The sequence below is a fragment of the Nocardioides sp. JCM 18998 genome, assembly GCF_055391535.1.
Map to the genome: position 1 here is coordinate 2,660,686 of NZ_AP043886.1, position 17,534 is coordinate 2,678,219.

Below are 17,534 nucleotides of genomic sequence, written 5' to 3' on the forward strand. Positions count from 1 at the left end.
TCTTGCACGTAGGGACGATGAAGTCGGGTACGACGTACCTGCAGACCCTGCTGCATGCCCAGAGGACGGTGCTGGCGCAGGCCGGCGTGCTGGTGCCCGGTCGGGCTCCCGGCGCGCAGGCCTCCGCGGTGCGCTCCGCGCTGGTCGCCGTCGGGGACCGGGTGCGCTGGGAGCAGCTGGTCGAGGAGATCCGCGCCCATCGCGGCGTCGCGGTGATGTCCCAGGAATTTCTCGGGCCCGCCGCCGACGCCGCCGCCCAGCGCATTCTCGACAGCCTGCGCGGCATCGAGGTGCAGGTGGTCGTGACCGCCCGCGACCTCAACCGCACCCTGGTCTCGATGTGGCAGGAGACCATCCAGAACGGCCGTAGCTGGAGCTGGGAGTCCTACCTGGCCGGCGCGCACGAGACCGCTCCCGGCACGACCCGCGGCATCCGGGACAAGGAGACCCCCGGCGGCACGTTCTGGCGCCAGCAGCACCTCGCCCGGATCCTCGCCGACTGGGTCGGCCGGGTCGGCCCCGAACGGGTGACGCTGGTGACGGTGCCCCGCCCGGGCGCGGCTCCGTCGGTGCTGGCCGAGCGGTTCGCGCTCGCCTCCGGTGCCCCGGTGCAGGCCGCGCCCGTCGGCGCCATGCGCTCCAACGTCTCGCTCGGTCTCGCCTCGATCCTGGTGCTGCGCGACCTCAACGCCGCCTTGCGCGACCTCGGAGTGGTGGGCGTCGAAGGCCGGGAGCTGCGCAAGCGCTTCATCGCCAAGACCGCCCTGGCCCGGCTCGCCGCCGACGAGCCCCGCCTCGGCCTCGCGGTCCAGGACTGGGTGCGCCGGCAGACCGACGCGACCACCGCATCGGTCCGTTCGCTCGGCATCCGCGTCGTGGGCGACCTGGCCGATCTCGAGCCGGTGGAGGTGGCCGGTGTGCAGCCGGCCGAGGTGGACTCCGAGTACCTTGCGCGGGCCGCGACGGCGGCGCTGATCGAGTCGGTGGCGCGCCACCCGGACCTGCGCGACCTCGGGGCGGGTGCGGTTTCCGGCTAGGGTCTGCACTCGTGGCTGAACGGTTGGTGTTGCACGCAGGTCTGATGAAGTCCGGGACCACGTACGTGCAGCATCGCCTGGTCCGCGCGCCGGAGGGGCTGGCGGCCCACGGCTTCTCCTTCGCCGGGCGCAACTGGCACGACCAGGTGGTCGCGGTCAGCGACCTGCTCGGCACCAAGCGTCGCGCCCGCGGGGAGTTCGAGGGCGCCTGGGAGCGGATGGCCGACGAGATCCGCGCATGCGAGGGCACCGTCGTCATCTCGATGGAGTTCCTCGGCCCGGCCACCGCCGAGCACATCGAGCGGATCGTCGCGGCGTTCCCCGATACGAGGGTCGAGATGGTGCTCACCGTCCGCGACCTGAGCCGCACGGTGGTCGCGATGTGGCAGGAGAACGTGAAGAACGGGCGCACGCACGGCTGGGGCGACTACCTGCGCAGCGTCAGGTCGCGCGAGGGCGCCGCCGGCCGGATGTTCTGGCGCCAACAGGGCGCCTTCGGGATCGTGGATCGCTGGTGCCGCGTGCTCGGGCCCGAGAACGTCACCGTGGTGACCGTCCCGCGTCCCGGTGCCGGCAGCGAGGAGCTGTGGCTGCGGTTCTGCGAGGCGATCGGGCTGCCGCCCGAGGCCTGCCCGCCGACGCCGGCTGCCAACGAGTCCCTGGGCGCCGCCTCCGTCCAGGTGATGCGCCGGGTCAACGAGGCGCTCGACGGCTACGCCATCCCGTGGCCGCAGTACTCCAAGGAGCTGAAGTTCGGGCTCGCCAAGTCGATCCTCACCGGCCGGCGCCGCGAGGAGGAGCCGCTCGGCCTGCGGACCCCGCGGTGGCTGCGCAAGGAGGCCGCCGGGATGAAGGAGCGACTGCGGGGGAGCGGCGTACGGGTCATCGGCGACCTCGAGGACCTCGATGCCGTCTCGACCAGTGGCGTGGGCGGCGACCGGGTGTCGCTCCAGGCCCAGCTCGACGCCGCGGTCTACGCCCTGGCGCGGATCGCGCAGCGCAACATCGAGCGCGAGCTCGGCGGCCCGCTGCCGCCGGCCACGGGACCCGTCGAGGACGACGGCAGCCCCGCCGATGCATGAGCCGTCCGCCGACTTCTGAGAGGATGCCCCCGATGCCACCTGATCTCGACCTGCGCGCTCTGCCCGAGGACCTGCTCGCCGACGACCACGAGTACGTGTTCGTGGTGACCTACGGCCGGACCGGCTCGACCCTCGTCCAGGGCCTGCTCAACGACCTCCCGCGCACCCTCGTGCGCGGCGAGAACGGCTTCTACATCCTGCACCAGTGGCGCGCGGCCGAGGCCGCGGTCTCCTTCGGGCAGCGCCATCTCGCGCACCGCCCCCGCAAGGTGACCTCGGCGTTCTACGGCGCCCACCTGCTCGCGAACGCCGGCTTCGTCGCCAGCACGCGCGCGCTCACCAAGCAGATGCTGCTGGGCCTGCGCGGTGGCCGCCACTACGACCGGCTGGGCTTCAAGGAGGTCCTCTGGCACGAGATCGAGCCCGAGGAGACCGAGGCCTTCTTCGCCTGGTTCGAGCAGGTCTTCCCAGGTGCTCAGTACGTCCTCAACACTCGTGACCCCGAGCGTGCGGCCGGCTCCGGCTTCTGGCAGCGTGTCGAGCACGACGAGGCGCTGCGCCAGATCAGCCGGGTGCTGGAGATCCAGGCCTACCTGCGCTCCACCCGCCCCGACCGGGTCGTCGACCTGCGCTTCGAGGCGATCACCAACAAGGACACGAGCGTCTCCGACGCGGAGCTGACCAAGCTGGCGACCTTCGTCACCGGCGAGTGCTCCCCGGAGCTGCTCGAGACACTGCGCGGTGTGCTCGGCACCGGGCATGGCCCCCTCCCGTTCGGCGCGAGCCGGACCGACGACCAGGAGACCACCTCATGACCGACACGGCCGCGACCCCGGATCGCCAGACCGTCTTCCTCCACATCGGCACCCGCAAGTCCGGCACGTCATTCCTGCAGAAGGCGCTGCGCGAGTCGGTGCCGCAGCTGGAGGCGCAGGGGCTGCACCTGGCGTACACCACCCGCAAGGGGCAGGTGGAGCGACAGCTCACGCCGTTCCAGGAGTTCGTCGCCGGCGGCCCGATCGAGCCCGCCCGCGACGGCGTCGCCGGGATGATCCAGCGGATCGAGGACGCGCCGCAGTCGCGCCACCTGGTCACCCTCGAGGACCTCGCCGAGCTGCCCGAGCAGATCGCCGACCTGATGATCGGTCCCCTCGTCGAGAAGGGGTACGACGTGCACCTCGTCGTCACCGCCCGGCACTGGGGCCTGACCATCCCCTCGGAGTGGCAGCAGGACGTCAAGGAGCGCAAGCACGTCTCCTACCGTGACTTCCTCGACGCGATCCGCGACCGTACGCCCTCGGCGGACCTGTTCATGATGCGTCAGGACCTGCCGGTGCTGCTCGAGCGCTGGGGCCGGCACCTGTCCGCCGACCGCATCCACGTGGTCGCCGTGCCGCCGTCCTCGCGTACGGAGGGCTCTCTCATGCAGCTCTTCTGCGAGCTGATCGGTATCGACCCGGCCGTGCTCAAGGTCCCCACCGGCGACATCAACGCCTCGATCTCCCTGGACCAGGCGGAGCTGCTGCGGCGGGTCAACATCGCGCTCGGCGAGCGGCTCCCGGATCTGGAGACCGACTATCGCTTCGGCGTCCGCGAGTGGCTCACGCGCGGCAGCCTGATGCGCCGCAAGCGCGAGTCGATCCGGATCCCGGCCGAGGACGTGGCCTGGTGCATCGAGGCGGCGCAGGCGCAGTTCGACGCGGTCAAGGCCCTCGGCGTGGACATCATCGGTGACGCCGCGGACCTGGTCCCGGCCGCCGACGTGAAGACCGGTCCGGCGGGCGTCAGCGACCTCGAGGTCAACGACGTGGCCGTCAACGCCCTCGCCGACCTCGCGGCGCGGCACTGGCGCGAGCTGAGCGAGCGCAACATCGAGCGCGAGACCCTCATCGCGGAGCGCGACGCGCTCGCCGCCCGGGTCGCCGAGCTCGAGGCGCCCCGAGGCCTGCGCGGCCGGCTGCGCGGCGGCCGCTGATCGCGGCTGCCGATCAGGAGCGGTGGACGCAGTCCCCGACGAGCTTCGTGCCGCTGAGCTGGTAGTCCGTGATGACCGGCTCGTGGTCGGAGACGGCGGTCGAGCCGACCTGGGCCTGGACCGGCTTCAGGGCGGTGCCGCGGTTGAGCAGGTAGTCGATCCGGATCGTCGGGTGGGGTGCGGCGTGTGAGTTCGGGCTGCCGATGCCGACCTGGCTCCACGGGTCGCTGACCACCCGCGCCAGCGCGTTCATCGCGGCCGATCCGGGGCCGGAGTTGAAGTCGCCGCCGATGATCACCGGGTTGGGATCCTCGGCGATGATCGAGGCCGCCTGCTGCGCCTGACGGGTCCGCAGGTCGACGTGGGAGCCACTGCCGGTGTTGTTCTCGAGATGGGTGTTGTAGACGCTCACCGAGGTGCCGTCGACGTCGAGGACGACCTTGAGCAGGCCGCGCTGCTGCAGCCCGCCCTCGTTGACCAGCGGGGTGTTGCTCTTGCTCAGGATCGGGAAGCGGGCCAGCACGAGGGTGCCGTACTGGCTCTGCCCGTGGCTGGTGGTGTGGCCCACGACGTTGACGCCGAAGGCGTACGTCATGCTCAAGGCGCTGCTCAGCACGGCCGGCATGTCGACCCAGCCGCTGTAGCCACGGTGCGCATCCACCTCCTGGAGGAGCACGACGTCGGGGTTCAGCCGGGCCAGCTCGGTGGCGATCTGGTCGATCATCACCTGCTTGCCGTGCAGCGCGGAGTGGATGTTGAAGGTGACCACCCGCAGCGCGTGCACGGTCGGCTTCGCGACACACGAGGGCCTCGGCGTCGGGTCCGCGGTGCCGGAGGGCACGGTGGTGGCGGAGCTCGGGACGGGCGAGCCGTCCGGGCTGGCGGTGGGCGACGACGTCGGCGTCGGGCCCTCGACGATCGAGGTCGGCGAGGAGCTGCCCGACGGGATGTCCCGCAGTGCCGCGCGCTGGCCGGAGTCGTCGTTCGACAGGTAGACGGCGACGCCGATGACGCACAGGGTCACCACGATCGCCACGGTGATGATCACTGTGGCCCGGTCCGGGCCCCCGACGGGAGGACGGTCGTCGGGCTGGCTCACGGGTCGGAGTCTAGACGCGGCCCGGTGGGAGTCCTCACATCGTGAGCGGCCTGGCCGCGCCGGTTACCGATCGGTAATCTGGCGCCCGTGAGCAAGACGAACGCAGGCAACTTCTTCGAGGACTTCTCGATCGGCCAGGTCATCCGGCACGCCACGCCACGCACGGTCACCGAGGGTGACCGCGCGCTGTACGGCGCCCTCTACCCGACCCGCTTCGCGGTCCCGTCGTCGCGGGCCTTCGCCGCCTCGGTCGGCCTGGCCGCCCACCCGGTGGAGGAGCTGATCGGCTTCCACATCGCGTTCGGCAAGACCGTGCCGGACATCTCGCTCAACGCGGTCGCCAACCTCGGGTACGCCGAGTGCCGCTTCCACCGGCCCGTCGTCCCGGGCGACACGCTCTCCACCACGTCCGAGGTCATCGGCCTCAAGCAGAACTCCAACGGCCGGTCCGGCGTGGTCTACGTCCGCTCGACGGCCACCAACCAGCGCGGTGAGATCGCGGTCGAGTGGTGTCGCTGGGTGATGGTGCACAAGCGCTCCGCGGAGGCCCCCGCGCCGGAGACGGTCGTCCCCGAGCTGGCGCCGGCGGTGGCGGCCGGCGACCTGGTCATCCCGGCGGGCCTCGACTTCAGCGCCTACGACCTCGCCGCCGCCGGCGAGGAGCACCGCTTCGACGACTACCGGGTGGGCGAACGGATCGACCACGTGGACGGCGTCACCATCACCGATGCAGAGCACATGCTGGCCACCCGGCTGTGGCAGAACACCGCCAAGGTGCACTTCAACACCGAGGTCCGTCCCGACGGCAACCGCCTGGTCTACGGCGGTCACGTCATCTCCCTGGCCCGTGCGCTCTCCTTCAACGGTCTCGCCAACGCCCAGCTCGTCGCCGCGATCAACGCCGGCTCGCACGTCGCTCCGGCGTTCGCGGGCGACACGGTCTACGCCTGGAGCGAGGTCCTCGACAAGGCCGAGACGTCCGCGCCCGGGGTGGGTGCGGTGCGGCTGCGGCTGGTCGCGACCAAGGGCCGCGACGAGTCGATGACGCTGCGCACCGAGGACCCTTCGACAGGCTCAGGAGGGGCCGGGAAGTACGCCCCCGGCGTGCTTCTCGACCTCGACCTCTGGGCGCTCATGCCCCGATGAGGCGGGTCCGATCCTTCGCCACCGGCGAGGTCAGCGGCCGGATGGCGCCGCCCTGACCTCGTCGGACGGGGCCCCGCCGGGTGCGAACGCGCGCGCCAGCGGGAGCATCCCGAGGATCAGCACCATCGGCACCGCGAAGCCGATCCGCAGGTTGCCCGAGCCGACCACCCCGGTGAGGACGGCACCGAAGAGAGCGCCGACGTAGTTGAACTGGTTGAACCGTGCGATCACGGTGTCGATCCGGGTCCGGTCGCCGCCCGCGATCCGGGCGGCGGCCGAGAAGCTGAGCGGCGCGATCACCGCGACGCCGGCACCCAGCACGGTGAACCCGAGCACCGCGATCGGCCAGGTCGGCGCGAAGACGACCACCGCGAGCGCGCCGCAGCCGACCAGCGAGCCGATCCGCAGCACCGGCACCGCGCCGTACCGTGCGACGAGCCGGTCCCCGGCCAGCCGCATCACCAGCGAGGCGATCAGGTAGGGGAAGGTCGCCAACGCGACGAGGCGGTGCGGCGTCGGGAAGACGTCGTCGAGATAGTTCGGGCCCCAGGTCTGCGCGGCCGTGTCGACCATGTAGAAGAGCACCATCCCGAGGCCGACCAGCAGGATCGGGCGCCATGGCACGTCCTCGAGGTCCGCGGTCACGACCGCGCCCGCGCGGGGCAGGAGCGGGAGCGTCGCGGCGAACAGCGGCACCACCAGCAGGAAGGCATCGGTCCACAGCGGGGTGTCGCCCAGCGCCAGGGCCAGCGCGGCGCCGATGACGCCGCCCAGGGTCCAGGCGCCGAAGAACGAGGGCAGGATCGTGCGTCCGTACGCGTGCTCGAGGGCGACCGCCTGCATGTTGGTGCCGGCGTCCACCGCCCCGAGCCCGACGCCGTAGACGGCCATCCCGGCGATGAAGAACCCCATCTGCGGCGCGGTGGTGATCACCGGGACGGCGATGGCGATCAGGACCAGGCCGATCCGCAGCAGCCGTGCGCTCGGGTGTCGCTTGGCGAGGGTCTCGACGAGCACCGAGCCGACGCCGGCGAGCAGCACCATCATCAGCAGCAGCAGCGAGAGCGTCAGATCGGAGATCTCCCAGTGGTCCTGGAAGCGCGGCAGCCGCGCGGTCAGGCTGATGTAGATCAGACCCTGTGTCGCGAAGGCGACCTGCGCGGCACGGCGGGACCGGGCGAGCGCGGTGTCGATGAGGGCCATGCGCAGATGGTGGCAGCAGTGACCGCCTTTCGGCAGGCAGACGCGCTGCTGGCACACTCACCTGCGTGAGCGAGCGCCAGCGAGTGAACAGTCCAGTGCCGTCTCGTGGTGCCTCGTGCCCGCACGGAGCGAAGCGAGTCCGGGTATGAGCCTCTACCTCGTTCGTCATGGCGCAACCGAGTGGAGCAAGAACGGGCGCCACACCGGCGTCACGGATCTGCCGCTCCTTCCCGAGGGCGAGGAGGACGCCCGCCGGATGGCCGCGCGCCTGGCCGGGCACACGTTCGCGTCGGTGATCACCTCACCGCTGCAGCGGGCACGCCGTACGGCCGAGCTCGCCGGGTTCCCCGACGCGGTCGTCGACGAGGACCTGGTGGAGTGGGGCTACGGCGACTACGAGGGCATCACCACCGTCCAGATCCGTGAGCGCGACCCGGGCTGGTCGATCTGGACCGGCCACACGCCCGGTGGCGAGAGTGCCGACGAGGTCGCCCGCCGGCTCGACCGGGTGATCGCTCGGGCAAAGGCCTGCGACGGCGACGTCCTCGCCTTCGCGCACGGCCACTGCCTGCGTGCGCTCGCCGCCCGCTGGGTCGAGGAGCCCGTCTCCTTCGGGCGCTTCCTCGTGCTCGGCACCGCGACGCTCTCGATCCTCGGCGACGACCGCGGCCAGGCGGCCGTGCTGACCTGGAACAGCTGACTCCCCGGGCCGGCCGGTCGCGGCCGCCCGTCAACCCTTGACCCGCGCGGTCGCGGGGGACACCGTGGAGGGCATGTCGCACGAGTTGTGGCGCCCCGACGAGGTGTCCTACGACAGCTTCGTCAGCCATCTCGACCGGGCCGGCGCTCTGCCGACGTACGTCCCGTGGCCGCTGCGCCCCGGCTGGTCGATCGTCGACTTCGGGGTCGCCGCGGACCGGATCGGACCCGGCGCGACGCTGACCGTCGTCTCCGGTCCGAGCGAGGTGGACGGACCGGTCGACCTGTTGCTCGTCTCAGAGGAGGCCGGCGTGGGCCTGGGGGCCCGCTTCGCCGGTACGGAGGGCGCCGACCCGGGGCCCGGGCTCGGCGAGGAGCCGCCCGCCGCCCGGATCAGGATCGGCAGCCTGCTGGTCTCGCTGTGGCCGGTGTCGGTCGCGACCGCGGAGGGGGAGTGGGACCGCTCCGTGCTCGCCGGCGAGGCCGCGGGCCGCTGGCTGTGGCTCATCGCGCGCCCGGCGGCGGCGATGCTGATGCTGCAGGACGGTTGGGAGCTGCGAGATGTGTCCGGGCTGGGGATGTCGTTGGTCGAGCTCCCCTTCGACGCCGGGCACCCGCGCTGGTGAGCAACGCCCTCGATAGTCTCGCTGCGTGCGCATCGACCTCCACACCCATTCGCGGGTGAGTGACGGCACCGATTCGCCGGCCGAGCTCGTCGCGGCCGCAGCCGCGGACGGTCTCGACGTGGTGGCGCTGACCGACCACGACACCACCGCCGGCTGGGCCGAGGCGCTCGCTGCGGGGGAGCGCCTGGGCATCACCGTGATCCCGGGCATCGAGATCAGCACCGACCACCACGGCCGAAGCGTCCACCTGCTCGGCTACCTCTTCGACCCGACCCTGCCCGAGCTGGTCGCCGAGCTCGACCGGATCCTCGCCGGCCGCTCGGCGCGGGTGCCGGCGATGGTCGCCGGGCTGCAGGAGGCGGGCGTCGCGATCACCGAGGCCGACGTGTACGCCCAGTCGACCGACGCGGCGGCCACCGGGCGGCCGCACGTCGCCGACGCACTGGTCGCGCTCGGCGTGGTCGCCCATCGCGACGAGGCGTTCGAGCGCTACCTCGCCTGGGGGCGGCCGGCGTTCGTCGACCGCTACGCCGCGCCACTGGAGCAGATGGTCCGGCTGCTCGCCCGGGCCGGCGGGGCGAGCGTGATCGCCCACCCCTGGGGCCGCAGCAGCCACCGCTCCCCGTCGGTCGAGCAGCTCGCCGCGCTGGCCGAGATGGGACTCAGCGGGATCGAGGTCGATCACCAGGACCACGACGCCGCCACCCGTACCGAGCTGCGGGCCGTCGCCGCGGACCTCGGCCTGGTCGCGACCGGCTCCAGCGATTACCACGGGACCGGCAAGACCGGGCACCCTCTCGGGGTGAACACGACCGATCCGGCCGAGCTGCGCCGACTTCTGGAGCGGGCCGCAGCGGCGTCCGCTGCCAGCGGGCGCCGTACGCCCTCCGTGGCGCTGCCCGCGGAGGACCAGGGATGATCAACTCGTCGCTGCTGGCGTCGTCGTTCGTCACGCTCTTCGTGATCATGGACCCGGTCGGCACGGTGCCGGTCTTCCTGTCGCTCACGTCGGGCCGCTCGGCGGCGACCGCGCGCAAGGCGGCCTGGCAGGCCGTGGTCGTCTCGTTCGGCGTGATCTCGGTCTTCGCCTTCTTCGGCCAGGCGATCCTGGACTACCTCGGCATCTCGGTGGCGTCGCTGCAGTGCGCGGGCGGCCTGCTGCTCCTGCTCGTCGCGCTCCAGCTGCTGACCGGGACCCACGGCGAGCAGACCGCCGTCGGCGACACCAACATCGCGATGGTGCCGCTCGGCACCCCGCTGCTCGCGGGCCCCGGCGCGATCGCCGCGACGATGGTCTTCTCCCGCGACGTCGACGACTTCGGTGACTTCCTCGCGGTCGCGATCGCCGTCGTCAGCGTCCACTTCGTGCTGTGGGTGGTGATGCGCTACTCGCTGCCGATCCTGCGGCTGATCCGGGAGAGCGGCGTCATGCTGGTCACCCGGATCGCCGGCCTGCTGCTCGCGGCCATCGCGGTGCAGATGGTCGAGAACGCCGTGCTGGCGTTCATCGCATCGGCCTGAGGCTCACCTGCGGCCGAGCGACTGGAACCGCTGCAGCACGCCGCGCGGGATCGCCCGGGTGATCCCGACGATGACCTTGTAGTGCGCGGACGGGATCGAGTACGTCCTCCTCCGGCGGTAGTCCTTGAGCGCTGTCGACACCAGCTCCTCCACGTCGAGCCACATCCAGGCCGGCGCGGAGCCGTGGTCCTCACCCAGGCCCATCCGCTCGTGGAACTCCGTCCTGGTGAAGCCGGGGCACAGCGCCATCACGTGCACGCCCCGCGAGGCGTACTCGGTGGAGGCCCACTCGCTGAAGCTGTTCACCCATGCCTTGGCGGCGCTGTAGGTGCCGCGAGGGAGGAAGGCGGCCACGCTCGAGACGTTGATGATGCCGCCGGCGCCGCGTGCCGACATCACGCCGAGCGCCGCGTGTGAGAGACGCAGGACGGCGGTGACCAGCACCGTGAGCATCTGCTCCTCCTCGTCGGCGGTGTTGTCGAGGAAGCGGTCCTTGAGGCCGAAGCCGGCGTTGTTGACCAGGAGGTCGATCGGCCGTGCGAGGTCCGCGACCCGGGCCTCCACGGTGGCCAGCTGGGCGCGGTCGCCGAGGTCGGCCGACAGCACCTCGGTGGTGCTCCCGTACGCCGTCCTGAGCTCCTCCGCGACCTCGTCGAGACGGCCCTTGTCGCGGGCCACCAGCACCAGGTCGTACCCCTGCGCGGCGAGCTGGCGCGCGAACGTCAGGCCGATGCCGGCCGTCGCGCCGGTGACGAGGGCGGTGCCCTGCGTGGGACGGGGTGTCGTCGACATACCGCAACTCTCGCATGTCGTCGGGCATGATGGACCCCGATGACCACCACGCTCGCGATCGCCAACCAGAAGGGCGGCGTCGCCAAGACCACCTCCGTCGCCTCCCTCGGCGCCGCGCTCGCCGAGCTCGGACACTCGGTGCTGCTGGTCGACCTCGATCCGCAGGCCTGCCTCACGTTCTCCCTCGGCATCGACCCGGAGGACGTCGAGCTGTCGGTGCACCACGTTCTCACCAAGGGCACCGATCCGCGCGAGGTCATCTACGAGACCGAGGACGGCGTGCACCTGCTGCCGGCCACGATCGAGCTGGCCCGGGCCGAGGCGGACCTGTTGACCCGTACCGGGCGCGAGCACGTGCTCCGCTCGGTGCTCGAGGCGATGTCGGAGGACGGCGCTCCCGGCTACGACTGGATCCTGTTGGACTGCCCGCCGTCTCTCGGCGTGCTGACCGTCGCCGCGCTCACCGCGGCGGACGGTGTGCTGATCCCGCTGCAGTGCGAGACGCTGTCCCACCGCGGCGTGGGGCAGCTGCTCGACACGGTCCACGACGTCCGTCGGTTCACGAACACCTCTCTGGACGTCTGGGGCGTGCTGCCGACCCTCTACGACGGCCGCACGACCCATGCCCGCACGGTCCTGGAGACCATCTCGGAGACCTACGGGCTCGACGTGATCGAGCCCCCGATCCCGAAGACGATCAAGTTCGCCGAGGCTCCGGCCGCCGGTCGCTCGATCCTGGCGACCTCGCGAACCAGCAAGGGCGCCCAGGCCTACCGCGAGGTCGCGGGCAACCTCGTGGATCGGGCCGCGCGAGGCCGGACGACGTGAGCAGGCATCGCGCCGAGATCCGCCCCCGCTGGGCGCGGATCGGGCTTCTGGGCTCTGCGGTCGTGGTCACGATCGTCGCGGTGCTGGCCGGGTTCGGATTCCTCTCCGGATCCTCCGCCGACCCCTCGGCTGCGAGCGACCCGGCAGGCGCCGCGGCCGCCGTCGGGCGGGCCGTGGCAGACACGCCCCCCACCACGCCGTCGGCCTCGTCGTCCACCACGCCCGCGAGCGGCGGCGCGACCGCGTCGGCGAGCACCTCGACGTCCGCGAGCCAGAGCGCCGACCCCTCCTCGCAGAGCGCCGACAGCGCCGACAGCGCCGACAGCACGGCGCTTCCGGCCGACTCGGGCAGCGGGCGACGCGCGGTCTTCTCCCAGACCGAGCAGCGGGTCTGGATCGTCGACAAGGACGACCACGTCGAGCGGACGTACCTCGCCTCGGGCAGCACGGAGGACAACCTGCTCCCCGGCACCTACCACGTCTACGGCAAGTCCCGCTGGGCCGTCGGGATCGACGACTCCGGGGTGATGCAGTACTTCGTGCGGTTCACCCACGGCACCGACAACGGCGCCTCGATCGGCTTCCACTCGATCCCGACCAAGGACGGCAAGCCGCTGCAGACCATCGCGCAGCTCGGCCAGCGGCTCAGCCACGGCTGCATCCGGCAGAAGACCGAGGACGCCATCGCGATGTGGGACTTCGCCGACGTGGGCACCGAGGTCGTCGTCGTCGCCTGAGCCGACTCGGCCTCAGACACAGCCGACTCGGCCTGCGCGCACGCGTGACTCGGCCGCCACGCACATGAAAGGTCCGCCCCGTAGATGACGAGGCGGACCTTCACGTGTGCCGGAGGGCCGAGGCGGCGGTGCCGGAGGGCCGAGTCGAGCTACTCCGCGGCGGGAGCGGCCTCGCCGGCCGGCTTCGAGCCGGAGGAGCGGCGGCGACGACGGCGGGCCGGCTTCTTGTCGCCCTCGCCCTCGGCGCCCTCGGCGGCCGGAGCGCTGGCGACCGCGGCCGGAGCCTCGGCAGCGCCCTCGCCACCGACGACCTCGCCACCGCGCGAGCGGGTACGGCTGCGCGAGCGGTTGCGCGGGGCGCGCTCGGACTTCTCGCCGTCCTTGGAGGCCGGACGGTCGGCGCGCGGGGCGGGCTCGGACTTCTTGAGCCGGCCCTTGGTGCCCTTCGCGATGCCCATGTCGTGCAGGAAGTTCTCCGAGGAGGAGTACGTCTCGGCGATGTCGTCGAACGGCAGGTCGAGCGCCTTGTTGATCAGCTTCCACTTCACCAGGTCAGCCCAGTCGACCAGGGTGACGGCGATGCCGGAGGCGCCGGCGCGACCCGTACGGCCGATCCGGTGGACGTAGGTCTTCTCGTCGTCCGGGGTGGTGTAGTTGATGACGTGCGAGACGCCGGTGACGTCGATGCCGCGGGCGGCGACGTCGGTGCAGACCAGGATCTGGACCTTGCCGTCGCGGAAGCGCTGCATGGTCTTCTCGCGGGCCACCTGCGCCATGTCGCCGTGCAGGGCGCCGGCGTTGAAGCCGCGGTCGACCAGGTCGTCGGCGACGCGCTGTGCCTGGCGCTTGGTGCGGGCGAAGACGACGACCTTGTCGACGCCCTCGGAGCCGACCAGGATCCGGCCGATCATCTCCGGCTTGTCCAGGTCGTGGGCCTGGTAGACGTACTGCGCGGTCGCGGGCACCATCGAGGTGTCGTACGAGGACTCGGCGCGGATGTTCATCGGGGTGCGCATGTAGGTGCGCGCCAGCGCCACGATCGGGCCGGGCATCGTGGCCGAGAACAGCATCGTCTGGCGGGTCTCCGGGGTGAGCCGGATCAGCTTCTGGATGTCCTCGAGGAAGCCCAGGTCGAGCATCTCGTCGGCCTCGTCGAGGACCAGCGCGTGCACGTGGGAGAGGTCGAGGACCTTGCGGTTGGCCAGGTCGATGAGGCGGCCCGGGGTGCCGATGACGATGTCGACTCCGGTCTCGAGCGCGTCGATCTGGCCCTCGTACGGCGTGCCGCCGTAGACGGCGAGGGTGCGGATGCCGCGGTTCGAGCCGGCGAGGGTGATGTCGCCGTAGACCTGGAGCGCGAGCTCACGGGTCGGGGCGACGATCAGGGCCTGCGGCTTGCCCTGCGGGATGTCGACGTAGTCGCGGTCGCTCGGGGCGACGGTGCGCTGCACCACCGGGATGCCGAAGGCGAGGGTCTTGCCGGTGCCCGTACGGGCCTGGCCGATGAGGTCGGTGCCCTGCAGGGCGACCGAGAGGGTCATCTCCTGGATGGCGAAGGGCTCGCTGATGCCCTTGGAGTCCAGGGCGTCGCAGATCTCGGGCATGACGCCGAGGTCACGGAAGGTGGTCATGATCTTCAGATGTCGCTTTCGCTTGGCGGGAGCGGCTCTGTCGTCTCGACCGTGGGTCTTCCAACCGTCAGGGAAAGCACAGTGCCGCGCACATACAGTCGGGGCCCAGGATATCGGTAGGGTGCTCACGTGGTTGCATCCGTGGCTCCCGACCTGACCGACCCGCGCTACCGCGCCGCGATCGTCGACCTCCTCGGCGCGATCGCGTACGGCGAGATCTCCGCCTGCGAGCGGCTCAGCGAGGACGCCGGCCGCGCCCCGTCGCTGAGCGACAAGGTGGAGCTGCTGCAGCTCGCCCATGCCCAGTTCGCCAAGGTCGCTCCGATGATGGACGCGCTCCGCGACCTGGGCGCCGACCCGGACGAGGCGATGGCGCCGTTCCAGGTGCCGATCGATGCGTTCCACTCCTACACCGCCCCCGCCGACTGGTGGGAGTCGCTGGTCAAGGCCTACGTCGGCGACAACCTGGTCCGCGACTTCTACCGCGAGTTCGCGGTCCACCTCGACCCGGAGACGCGCGGGATCATCGAGTCGACCCTGGTCGAGGACCGCAGCGAGTTCGTCGTCGACCGGGTCCGCGCCGGCATCGACGCCGACCCCCTGATCGCCGGCCGGCTCGCGCTGTGGGGCCGCCGGATCATGGGGGAGGCCCTCACCCAGACCCAGCACGTCGCCGCGGAGCGCGACTCGCTCTCCGACGTCCTCGCCGGCGACGTGATCGGCTCGCTCGACCTCGCCAGCATCGCGGAGATGTTCGGCCGGATCACCCAGCACCACATCGAGCGGATGGGCAAGCTCGGCCTCGAGCACTGAGGCGTGGCGGCGTTCCGCCGCAACGGGGCGACGTCGCTGTCGCTCAGCCCGGTATCAGATCCCGATCAGGGAGGCGGCCCGCTCGTAGCGTCGGGCCTCGTCCTCGAGGTCGATCCGGTTGGCCGCATCCTTCGTGAGTTCGTTGGTCGTGGCGACGCGGAAGAGCAGCGCGCGGGCCACGGCCGAGACCGGCACACGGGCCGCCTGCACGATGGCTCCCGCGGCGCCGTGGTGGCAGAGCACGTCAGCGATCACGACCCCCTCGGCGTACGACGACGGGCGCCAGTAGGGCGACATGTCGATCACCGCGGGCTCCGAACCCGGTGCGACGAGCACGTTGCGGGTGAGGTCACCGTGGACGAGTTGCCGCGTACCGGGCGGGTCCGGCTGGGCGCTCAGCCGTCCGGCGAGCCCGGCGAGACGTGGGACGAACTCGACCGACCGCTCGCCCCAGGCGACCCGATCGGCCCGCGCCCACGGGTCGTCCCGCGCGTCCAGGAAGGCGGGACGCGACACCCCGGCGACGGCGCTGTGCAGGAGCCGACCCGCCTCGACGATCCCGATCACCGCTCCGGGCCGTGACAGGTCGGGCTCGGCGCCTTCGACGAACGAGGTGGCCGTCCAGCCCCGAACGACCCAGGCGCCGTCGCGGCTCGCAACCGGCCTCGGCACTCGTACGCCCTCGAGGGGCGTGTCGCGCAGGGTCGTTCCCCACCAGCCGTGCGCTGGGCCGTCGCCCGGCTTGAGCACGAGGTGCCCCGACAGCCAGGACGTGCCCTGCCCGCCGGGCAGCCTCCGCGCGTCCGGGCCGGCGCCGAAGGCCAGTAATACCTCGGCTGAGGGCGCGACGACCTGCACGCCGACACCCTAGGGGACGCGAGACGGCCCCGACCGAAGGGTCGGGGCCGCCTCGGCTCGCACGGAAGGCTCAGAAGCGCCGGTCTCGGCCGGTCGCGGCGGCGGCGCCCATCACCGCGAAGCACGCGACCGCGATCTGCCAGATGTGGCGCCACCAGTCGATGCCCTTGGTGGTGTTGTCCCAGCCGTACGGGCCGTCGGGGTTCGCGTCCATGTAGCGCTGCGCCGGGCCGGAGAGGCCGAAGATCGCGTAGTAGACCAGGCTGCCGACGATCATGCCGATGATGCCGCACACGACGGTCAGCCAGAACGGGATGTTGTCCCGGTGGCCGGGCGCCAACGCCTTGCCGAGCGAGCCGATGATGATGCCGCCGATGATCGTGAAGATGATCGACCAGAACATGAGCGTGTCCCTTCCGTGCTGGTGAGGAGGGGAGGTACCCCCGATCCGATCTTGCACCCGCTCGGACCCGTGCGCACCCACCCGGGGACGCAGAAGGCCGCCGCGTGTCGCGACGGCCTTCGTGCTGTGAAGCCGCAGGTCAGTTGAGGAAGCCGACCTTGCCCGGGGAGCCGGTGCCGATCTCGACGTACGTGATCTTCTCGGCCGGGACGATGATGTGCTTGCCCTTGCGGTCCTTCAGGGTGAAGACACCACCGGAGGCGATCGCGTCGGCGATCAGCTTCTCCACGGCCTCGAGGGTCTCGTCGGTCTCCACGACCAGCTCACGGGCGGCGTACTGCACGCCGATCTTGATCTCCACGCTGTGTGCTCCTTCTTGGGGACTCAGTGCTCGTCGGTCTTCGGGTAGCCGGCGATGCCCCGCCAGGCGAGGTTACCGACGAACGTAGCCGCCTCGTCCTTGTTCATCCGGCGACGGCTGTCCAGCCAGAACCGGGAGGACACCTGCGCCATTCCCACCAGGGAGACCGCGAGCAGCAGCGCCGCCGGCTCCGGCAGGTCGGTGTCGGCCGCGATGACCGCGGCGATCGCCTCGGTGCACTCGTTGGTGACCCGGTCGACCTGCTCACGCACGGCGGGCTCGTTGGTGAGGTCGGACTCGAAGACCAGGCGGTAGGCGCCGGAGTCGCTTGCGACGTAGTCGTAGAACGCCTGGACCGTACGGGCGACGCGCTCGTTGTTGTCGTGCGTGGAGTTCAGCGCCTCGCGCACGTTGCCGATCATGGCGTCGCAGGACTGCTCCAACAGCGCGAGGTAGAGCTCGAGCTTGCCGGGGAAGTGCTGGTAGAGCACCGGCTTGGAGACGCCGGCCCGCTCGGCGATGTCGTCCATCGCCGCCGAGTGGTAGCCCTGAGCGACGAAGACCTCGAGGGCCGCGCCCAGGAGCTGTGTCCGGCGCTCGGAGCGCGGCATCCGGGCTCCGCGCCGGCGCGCGTCGTCGATGTCGTACTGATCGGTGGTCACGCCGTCGGCTCCCGCTCGCTCGTCCCCGATCGATCCGTTGACCGATCAAAGCCGAAGCCTA

Annotated in this window: 20 protein-coding genes; 12 read left to right on the plus strand and 8 right to left on the minus strand. The window is 71.5% G+C overall.

The window, feature by feature from the left end:
* Nucleotides 1-17 precede the first annotated feature (17 nt).
* The 4 genes from ACZ5L9_RS12410 to ACZ5L9_RS12425 are packed head-to-tail and all read left to right on the plus strand — an operon-like array spanning nucleotide 18 to nucleotide 4,094.
* Nucleotides 18-1,037 (plus strand): hypothetical protein, encoded by a 1,020-nt coding sequence (locus ACZ5L9_RS12410; RefSeq protein WP_464528101.1) that lies wholly within the window; start codon nucleotides 18-20, stop codon nucleotides 1,035-1,037.
* Nucleotides 1,038-1,048: 11 nt separating this feature from the next.
* Nucleotides 1,049-2,119, plus strand: coding sequence for a hypothetical protein (locus tag ACZ5L9_RS12415; protein ID WP_464528104.1), 1,071 nt, complete (start codon nucleotides 1,049-1,051; stop codon nucleotides 2,117-2,119).
* Nucleotides 2,120-2,151: 32 nt separating this feature from the next.
* Complete coding sequence (locus ACZ5L9_RS12420; protein ID WP_464528107.1) at nucleotides 2,152-2,934, plus strand: sulfotransferase; 783 nt, start codon at nucleotides 2,152-2,154, stop codon at nucleotides 2,932-2,934.
* Complete coding sequence (locus ACZ5L9_RS12425) at nucleotides 2,931-4,094, plus strand: hypothetical protein (RefSeq protein WP_464528110.1); 1,164 nt, start codon at nucleotides 2,931-2,933, stop codon at nucleotides 4,092-4,094. The genes ACZ5L9_RS12420 and ACZ5L9_RS12425 overlap by 4 nt, the downstream gene beginning before the upstream one ends.
* Nucleotides 4,095-4,107: 13 nt before the next feature.
* Here the strand turns inward: ACZ5L9_RS12425 and ACZ5L9_RS12430 are convergent, their stop codons facing one another.
* Nucleotides 4,108-5,193 (minus strand): endonuclease/exonuclease/phosphatase family protein, encoded by a 1,086-nt coding sequence (locus ACZ5L9_RS12430; RefSeq protein WP_464528113.1) that lies wholly within the window; start codon nucleotides 5,191-5,193, stop codon nucleotides 4,108-4,110.
* A gap of 87 nt (nucleotides 5,194-5,280) precedes the next feature.
* Between ACZ5L9_RS12430 and ACZ5L9_RS12435 the strand changes: the two genes are divergently transcribed.
* Nucleotides 5,281-6,339 (plus strand): MaoC family dehydratase, encoded by a 1,059-nt coding sequence (locus ACZ5L9_RS12435; protein WP_464528116.1) that lies wholly within the window; start codon nucleotides 5,281-5,283, stop codon nucleotides 6,337-6,339.
* 30 nt (nucleotides 6,340-6,369) lie between these two features.
* On the opposite strand, the gene ACZ5L9_RS12440 is transcribed toward ACZ5L9_RS12435, so the two are convergent.
* Nucleotides 6,370-7,542: an MFS transporter gene (locus ACZ5L9_RS12440; RefSeq protein WP_464528118.1), complete on the minus strand. Its 1,173-nt coding sequence runs from the start codon at nucleotides 7,540-7,542 to the stop codon at nucleotides 6,370-6,372.
* A gap of 145 nt (nucleotides 7,543-7,687) precedes the next feature.
* Here ACZ5L9_RS12440 and ACZ5L9_RS12445 point away from each other — a divergent pair, with 145 nt between their 5' ends.
* The 4 genes from ACZ5L9_RS12445 to ACZ5L9_RS12460 all read left to right on the plus strand — a co-directional run bounded on the left by ACZ5L9_RS12445 (nucleotide 7,688) and on the right by ACZ5L9_RS12460 (nucleotide 10,388).
* A complete protein-coding gene (locus ACZ5L9_RS12445) occupies nucleotides 7,688-8,242 on the plus strand; it encodes a histidine phosphatase family protein (protein WP_464528120.1) in 555 nt (184 codons plus the stop codon).
* A 73-nt stretch (nucleotides 8,243-8,315) separates the two neighbouring features.
* Nucleotides 8,316-8,867, plus strand: a complete 552-nt coding sequence (locus ACZ5L9_RS12450; protein WP_464528123.1) for a DUF6758 family protein — start codon at nucleotides 8,316-8,318, stop codon at nucleotides 8,865-8,867.
* A gap of 25 nt (nucleotides 8,868-8,892) precedes the next feature.
* Entirely contained in the window at nucleotides 8,893-9,786 is an 894-nt protein-coding gene (locus ACZ5L9_RS12455; protein ID WP_464528126.1) for a PHP domain-containing protein, read from the plus strand.
* Nucleotides 9,783-10,388, plus strand: coding sequence for a MarC family protein (locus ACZ5L9_RS12460; RefSeq protein ID WP_464528128.1), 606 nt, complete (start codon nucleotides 9,783-9,785; stop codon nucleotides 10,386-10,388). Before ACZ5L9_RS12455 ends, ACZ5L9_RS12460 begins: the two co-directional genes overlap by 4 nt.
* 3 nt (nucleotides 10,389-10,391) lie before the next feature.
* Here ACZ5L9_RS12460 and ACZ5L9_RS12465 read toward each other — a convergent pair whose 3' ends face one another.
* The gene (locus ACZ5L9_RS12465; protein WP_464528129.1) at nucleotides 10,392-11,180 is read right to left on the minus strand and encodes an SDR family NAD(P)-dependent oxidoreductase; all 789 of its coding nucleotides are present in this window, start codon (nucleotides 11,178-11,180) and stop codon (nucleotides 10,392-10,394) included.
* A 39-nt stretch (nucleotides 11,181-11,219) separates the two neighbouring features.
* Between ACZ5L9_RS12465 and ACZ5L9_RS12470 the strand changes: the two genes are divergently transcribed.
* Together ACZ5L9_RS12470 and ACZ5L9_RS12475 are read left to right on the plus strand one after the other, a co-directional pair.
* Nucleotides 11,220-12,008: a ParA family protein gene (locus tag ACZ5L9_RS12470; protein ID WP_464528132.1), complete on the plus strand. Its 789-nt coding sequence runs from the start codon at nucleotides 11,220-11,222 to the stop codon at nucleotides 12,006-12,008.
* Nucleotides 12,005-12,745, plus strand: a complete 741-nt coding sequence (locus ACZ5L9_RS12475) for a L,D-transpeptidase (protein ID WP_464528134.1) — start codon at nucleotides 12,005-12,007, stop codon at nucleotides 12,743-12,745. The genes ACZ5L9_RS12470 and ACZ5L9_RS12475 overlap by 4 nt, the downstream gene beginning before the upstream one ends.
* A 149-nt stretch (nucleotides 12,746-12,894) precedes the next feature.
* Here ACZ5L9_RS12475 and ACZ5L9_RS12480 read toward each other — a convergent pair whose 3' ends face one another.
* Complete coding sequence (locus ACZ5L9_RS12480; RefSeq protein ID WP_464528137.1) at nucleotides 12,895-14,376, minus strand: DEAD/DEAH box helicase; 1,482 nt, start codon at nucleotides 14,374-14,376, stop codon at nucleotides 12,895-12,897.
* Nucleotides 14,377-14,505: 129 nt separating this feature from the next.
* On the opposite strand from ACZ5L9_RS12480, the gene ACZ5L9_RS12485 reads away from it, so the two are divergent.
* Complete coding sequence (locus tag ACZ5L9_RS12485) at nucleotides 14,506-15,189, plus strand: ferritin-like fold-containing protein (RefSeq protein WP_464528138.1); 684 nt, start codon at nucleotides 14,506-14,508, stop codon at nucleotides 15,187-15,189.
* Nucleotides 15,190-15,243: 54 nt separating this feature from the next.
* Here the strand turns inward: ACZ5L9_RS12485 and ACZ5L9_RS12490 are convergent, their stop codons facing one another.
* The 4 genes from ACZ5L9_RS12490 to ACZ5L9_RS12505 all read right to left on the minus strand — a co-directional run bounded on the left by ACZ5L9_RS12490 (nucleotide 15,244) and on the right by ACZ5L9_RS12505 (nucleotide 17,422).
* Nucleotides 15,244-16,047, minus strand: coding sequence for a phosphotransferase (locus ACZ5L9_RS12490; RefSeq protein ID WP_464528140.1), 804 nt, complete (start codon nucleotides 16,045-16,047; stop codon nucleotides 15,244-15,246).
* A gap of 70 nt (nucleotides 16,048-16,117) precedes the next feature.
* Nucleotides 16,118-16,450 (minus strand): hypothetical protein, encoded by a 333-nt coding sequence (locus ACZ5L9_RS12495; protein ID WP_464528142.1) that lies wholly within the window; start codon nucleotides 16,448-16,450, stop codon nucleotides 16,118-16,120.
* 139 nt (nucleotides 16,451-16,589) lie between these two features.
* Nucleotides 16,590-16,811, minus strand: a complete 222-nt coding sequence (locus ACZ5L9_RS12500) for a DUF3107 domain-containing protein (RefSeq protein ID WP_464528144.1) — start codon at nucleotides 16,809-16,811, stop codon at nucleotides 16,590-16,592.
* A gap of 23 nt (nucleotides 16,812-16,834) precedes the next feature.
* Nucleotides 16,835-17,422 carry a TetR/AcrR family transcriptional regulator gene (locus ACZ5L9_RS12505; protein WP_464536859.1) on the minus strand — a complete coding sequence of 196 codons (588 nt, stop codon included), beginning with the start codon at nucleotides 17,420-17,422 and terminating at the stop codon, nucleotides 16,835-16,837.
* Nucleotides 17,423-17,534: the final 112 nt, after the last annotated feature.

Excerpts from the sequence above, each read along its gene's own strand:
- ACZ5L9_RS12410 (WP_464528101.1), top strand. The coding sequence starts at position 18 with ATGAAGTCGGGTACGACGTACCTGCAGACCCTGCTGCATGCCCAGAGG.
- ACZ5L9_RS12420 (WP_464528107.1), top strand. The coding sequence starts at position 2,152 with ATGCCACCTGATCTCGACCTGCGCGCTCTGCCCGAGGACCTGCTCGCC.
- ACZ5L9_RS12425 (WP_464528110.1), top strand. The coding sequence starts at position 2,931 with ATGACCGACACGGCCGCGACCCCGGATCGCCAGACCGTCTTCCTCCAC.
- ACZ5L9_RS12440 (WP_464528118.1), bottom strand. The coding sequence starts at position 7,542 with ATGGCCCTCATCGACACCGCGCTCGCCCGGTCCCGCCGTGCCGCGCAG.
- ACZ5L9_RS12445 (WP_464528120.1), top strand. The coding sequence starts at position 7,688 with ATGAGCCTCTACCTCGTTCGTCATGGCGCAACCGAGTGGAGCAAGAAC.
- ACZ5L9_RS12450 (WP_464528123.1), top strand. The coding sequence starts at position 8,316 with ATGTCGCACGAGTTGTGGCGCCCCGACGAGGTGTCCTACGACAGCTTC.
- ACZ5L9_RS12460 (WP_464528128.1), top strand. The coding sequence starts at position 9,783 with ATGATCAACTCGTCGCTGCTGGCGTCGTCGTTCGTCACGCTCTTCGTG.
- ACZ5L9_RS12465 (WP_464528129.1), bottom strand. The coding sequence starts at position 11,180 with ATGTCGACGACACCCCGTCCCACGCAGGGCACCGCCCTCGTCACCGGC.
- ACZ5L9_RS12470 (WP_464528132.1), top strand. The coding sequence starts at position 11,220 with ATGACCACCACGCTCGCGATCGCCAACCAGAAGGGCGGCGTCGCCAAG.
- ACZ5L9_RS12480 (WP_464528137.1), bottom strand. The coding sequence starts at position 14,376 with ATGACCACCTTCCGTGACCTCGGCGTCATGCCCGAGATCTGCGACGCC.
- ACZ5L9_RS12495 (WP_464528142.1), bottom strand. The coding sequence starts at position 16,450 with ATGTTCTGGTCGATCATCTTCACGATCATCGGCGGCATCATCATCGGC.
- ACZ5L9_RS12505 (WP_464536859.1), bottom strand. The coding sequence starts at position 17,422 with ATGCCGCGCTCCGAGCGCCGGACACAGCTCCTGGGCGCGGCCCTCGAG.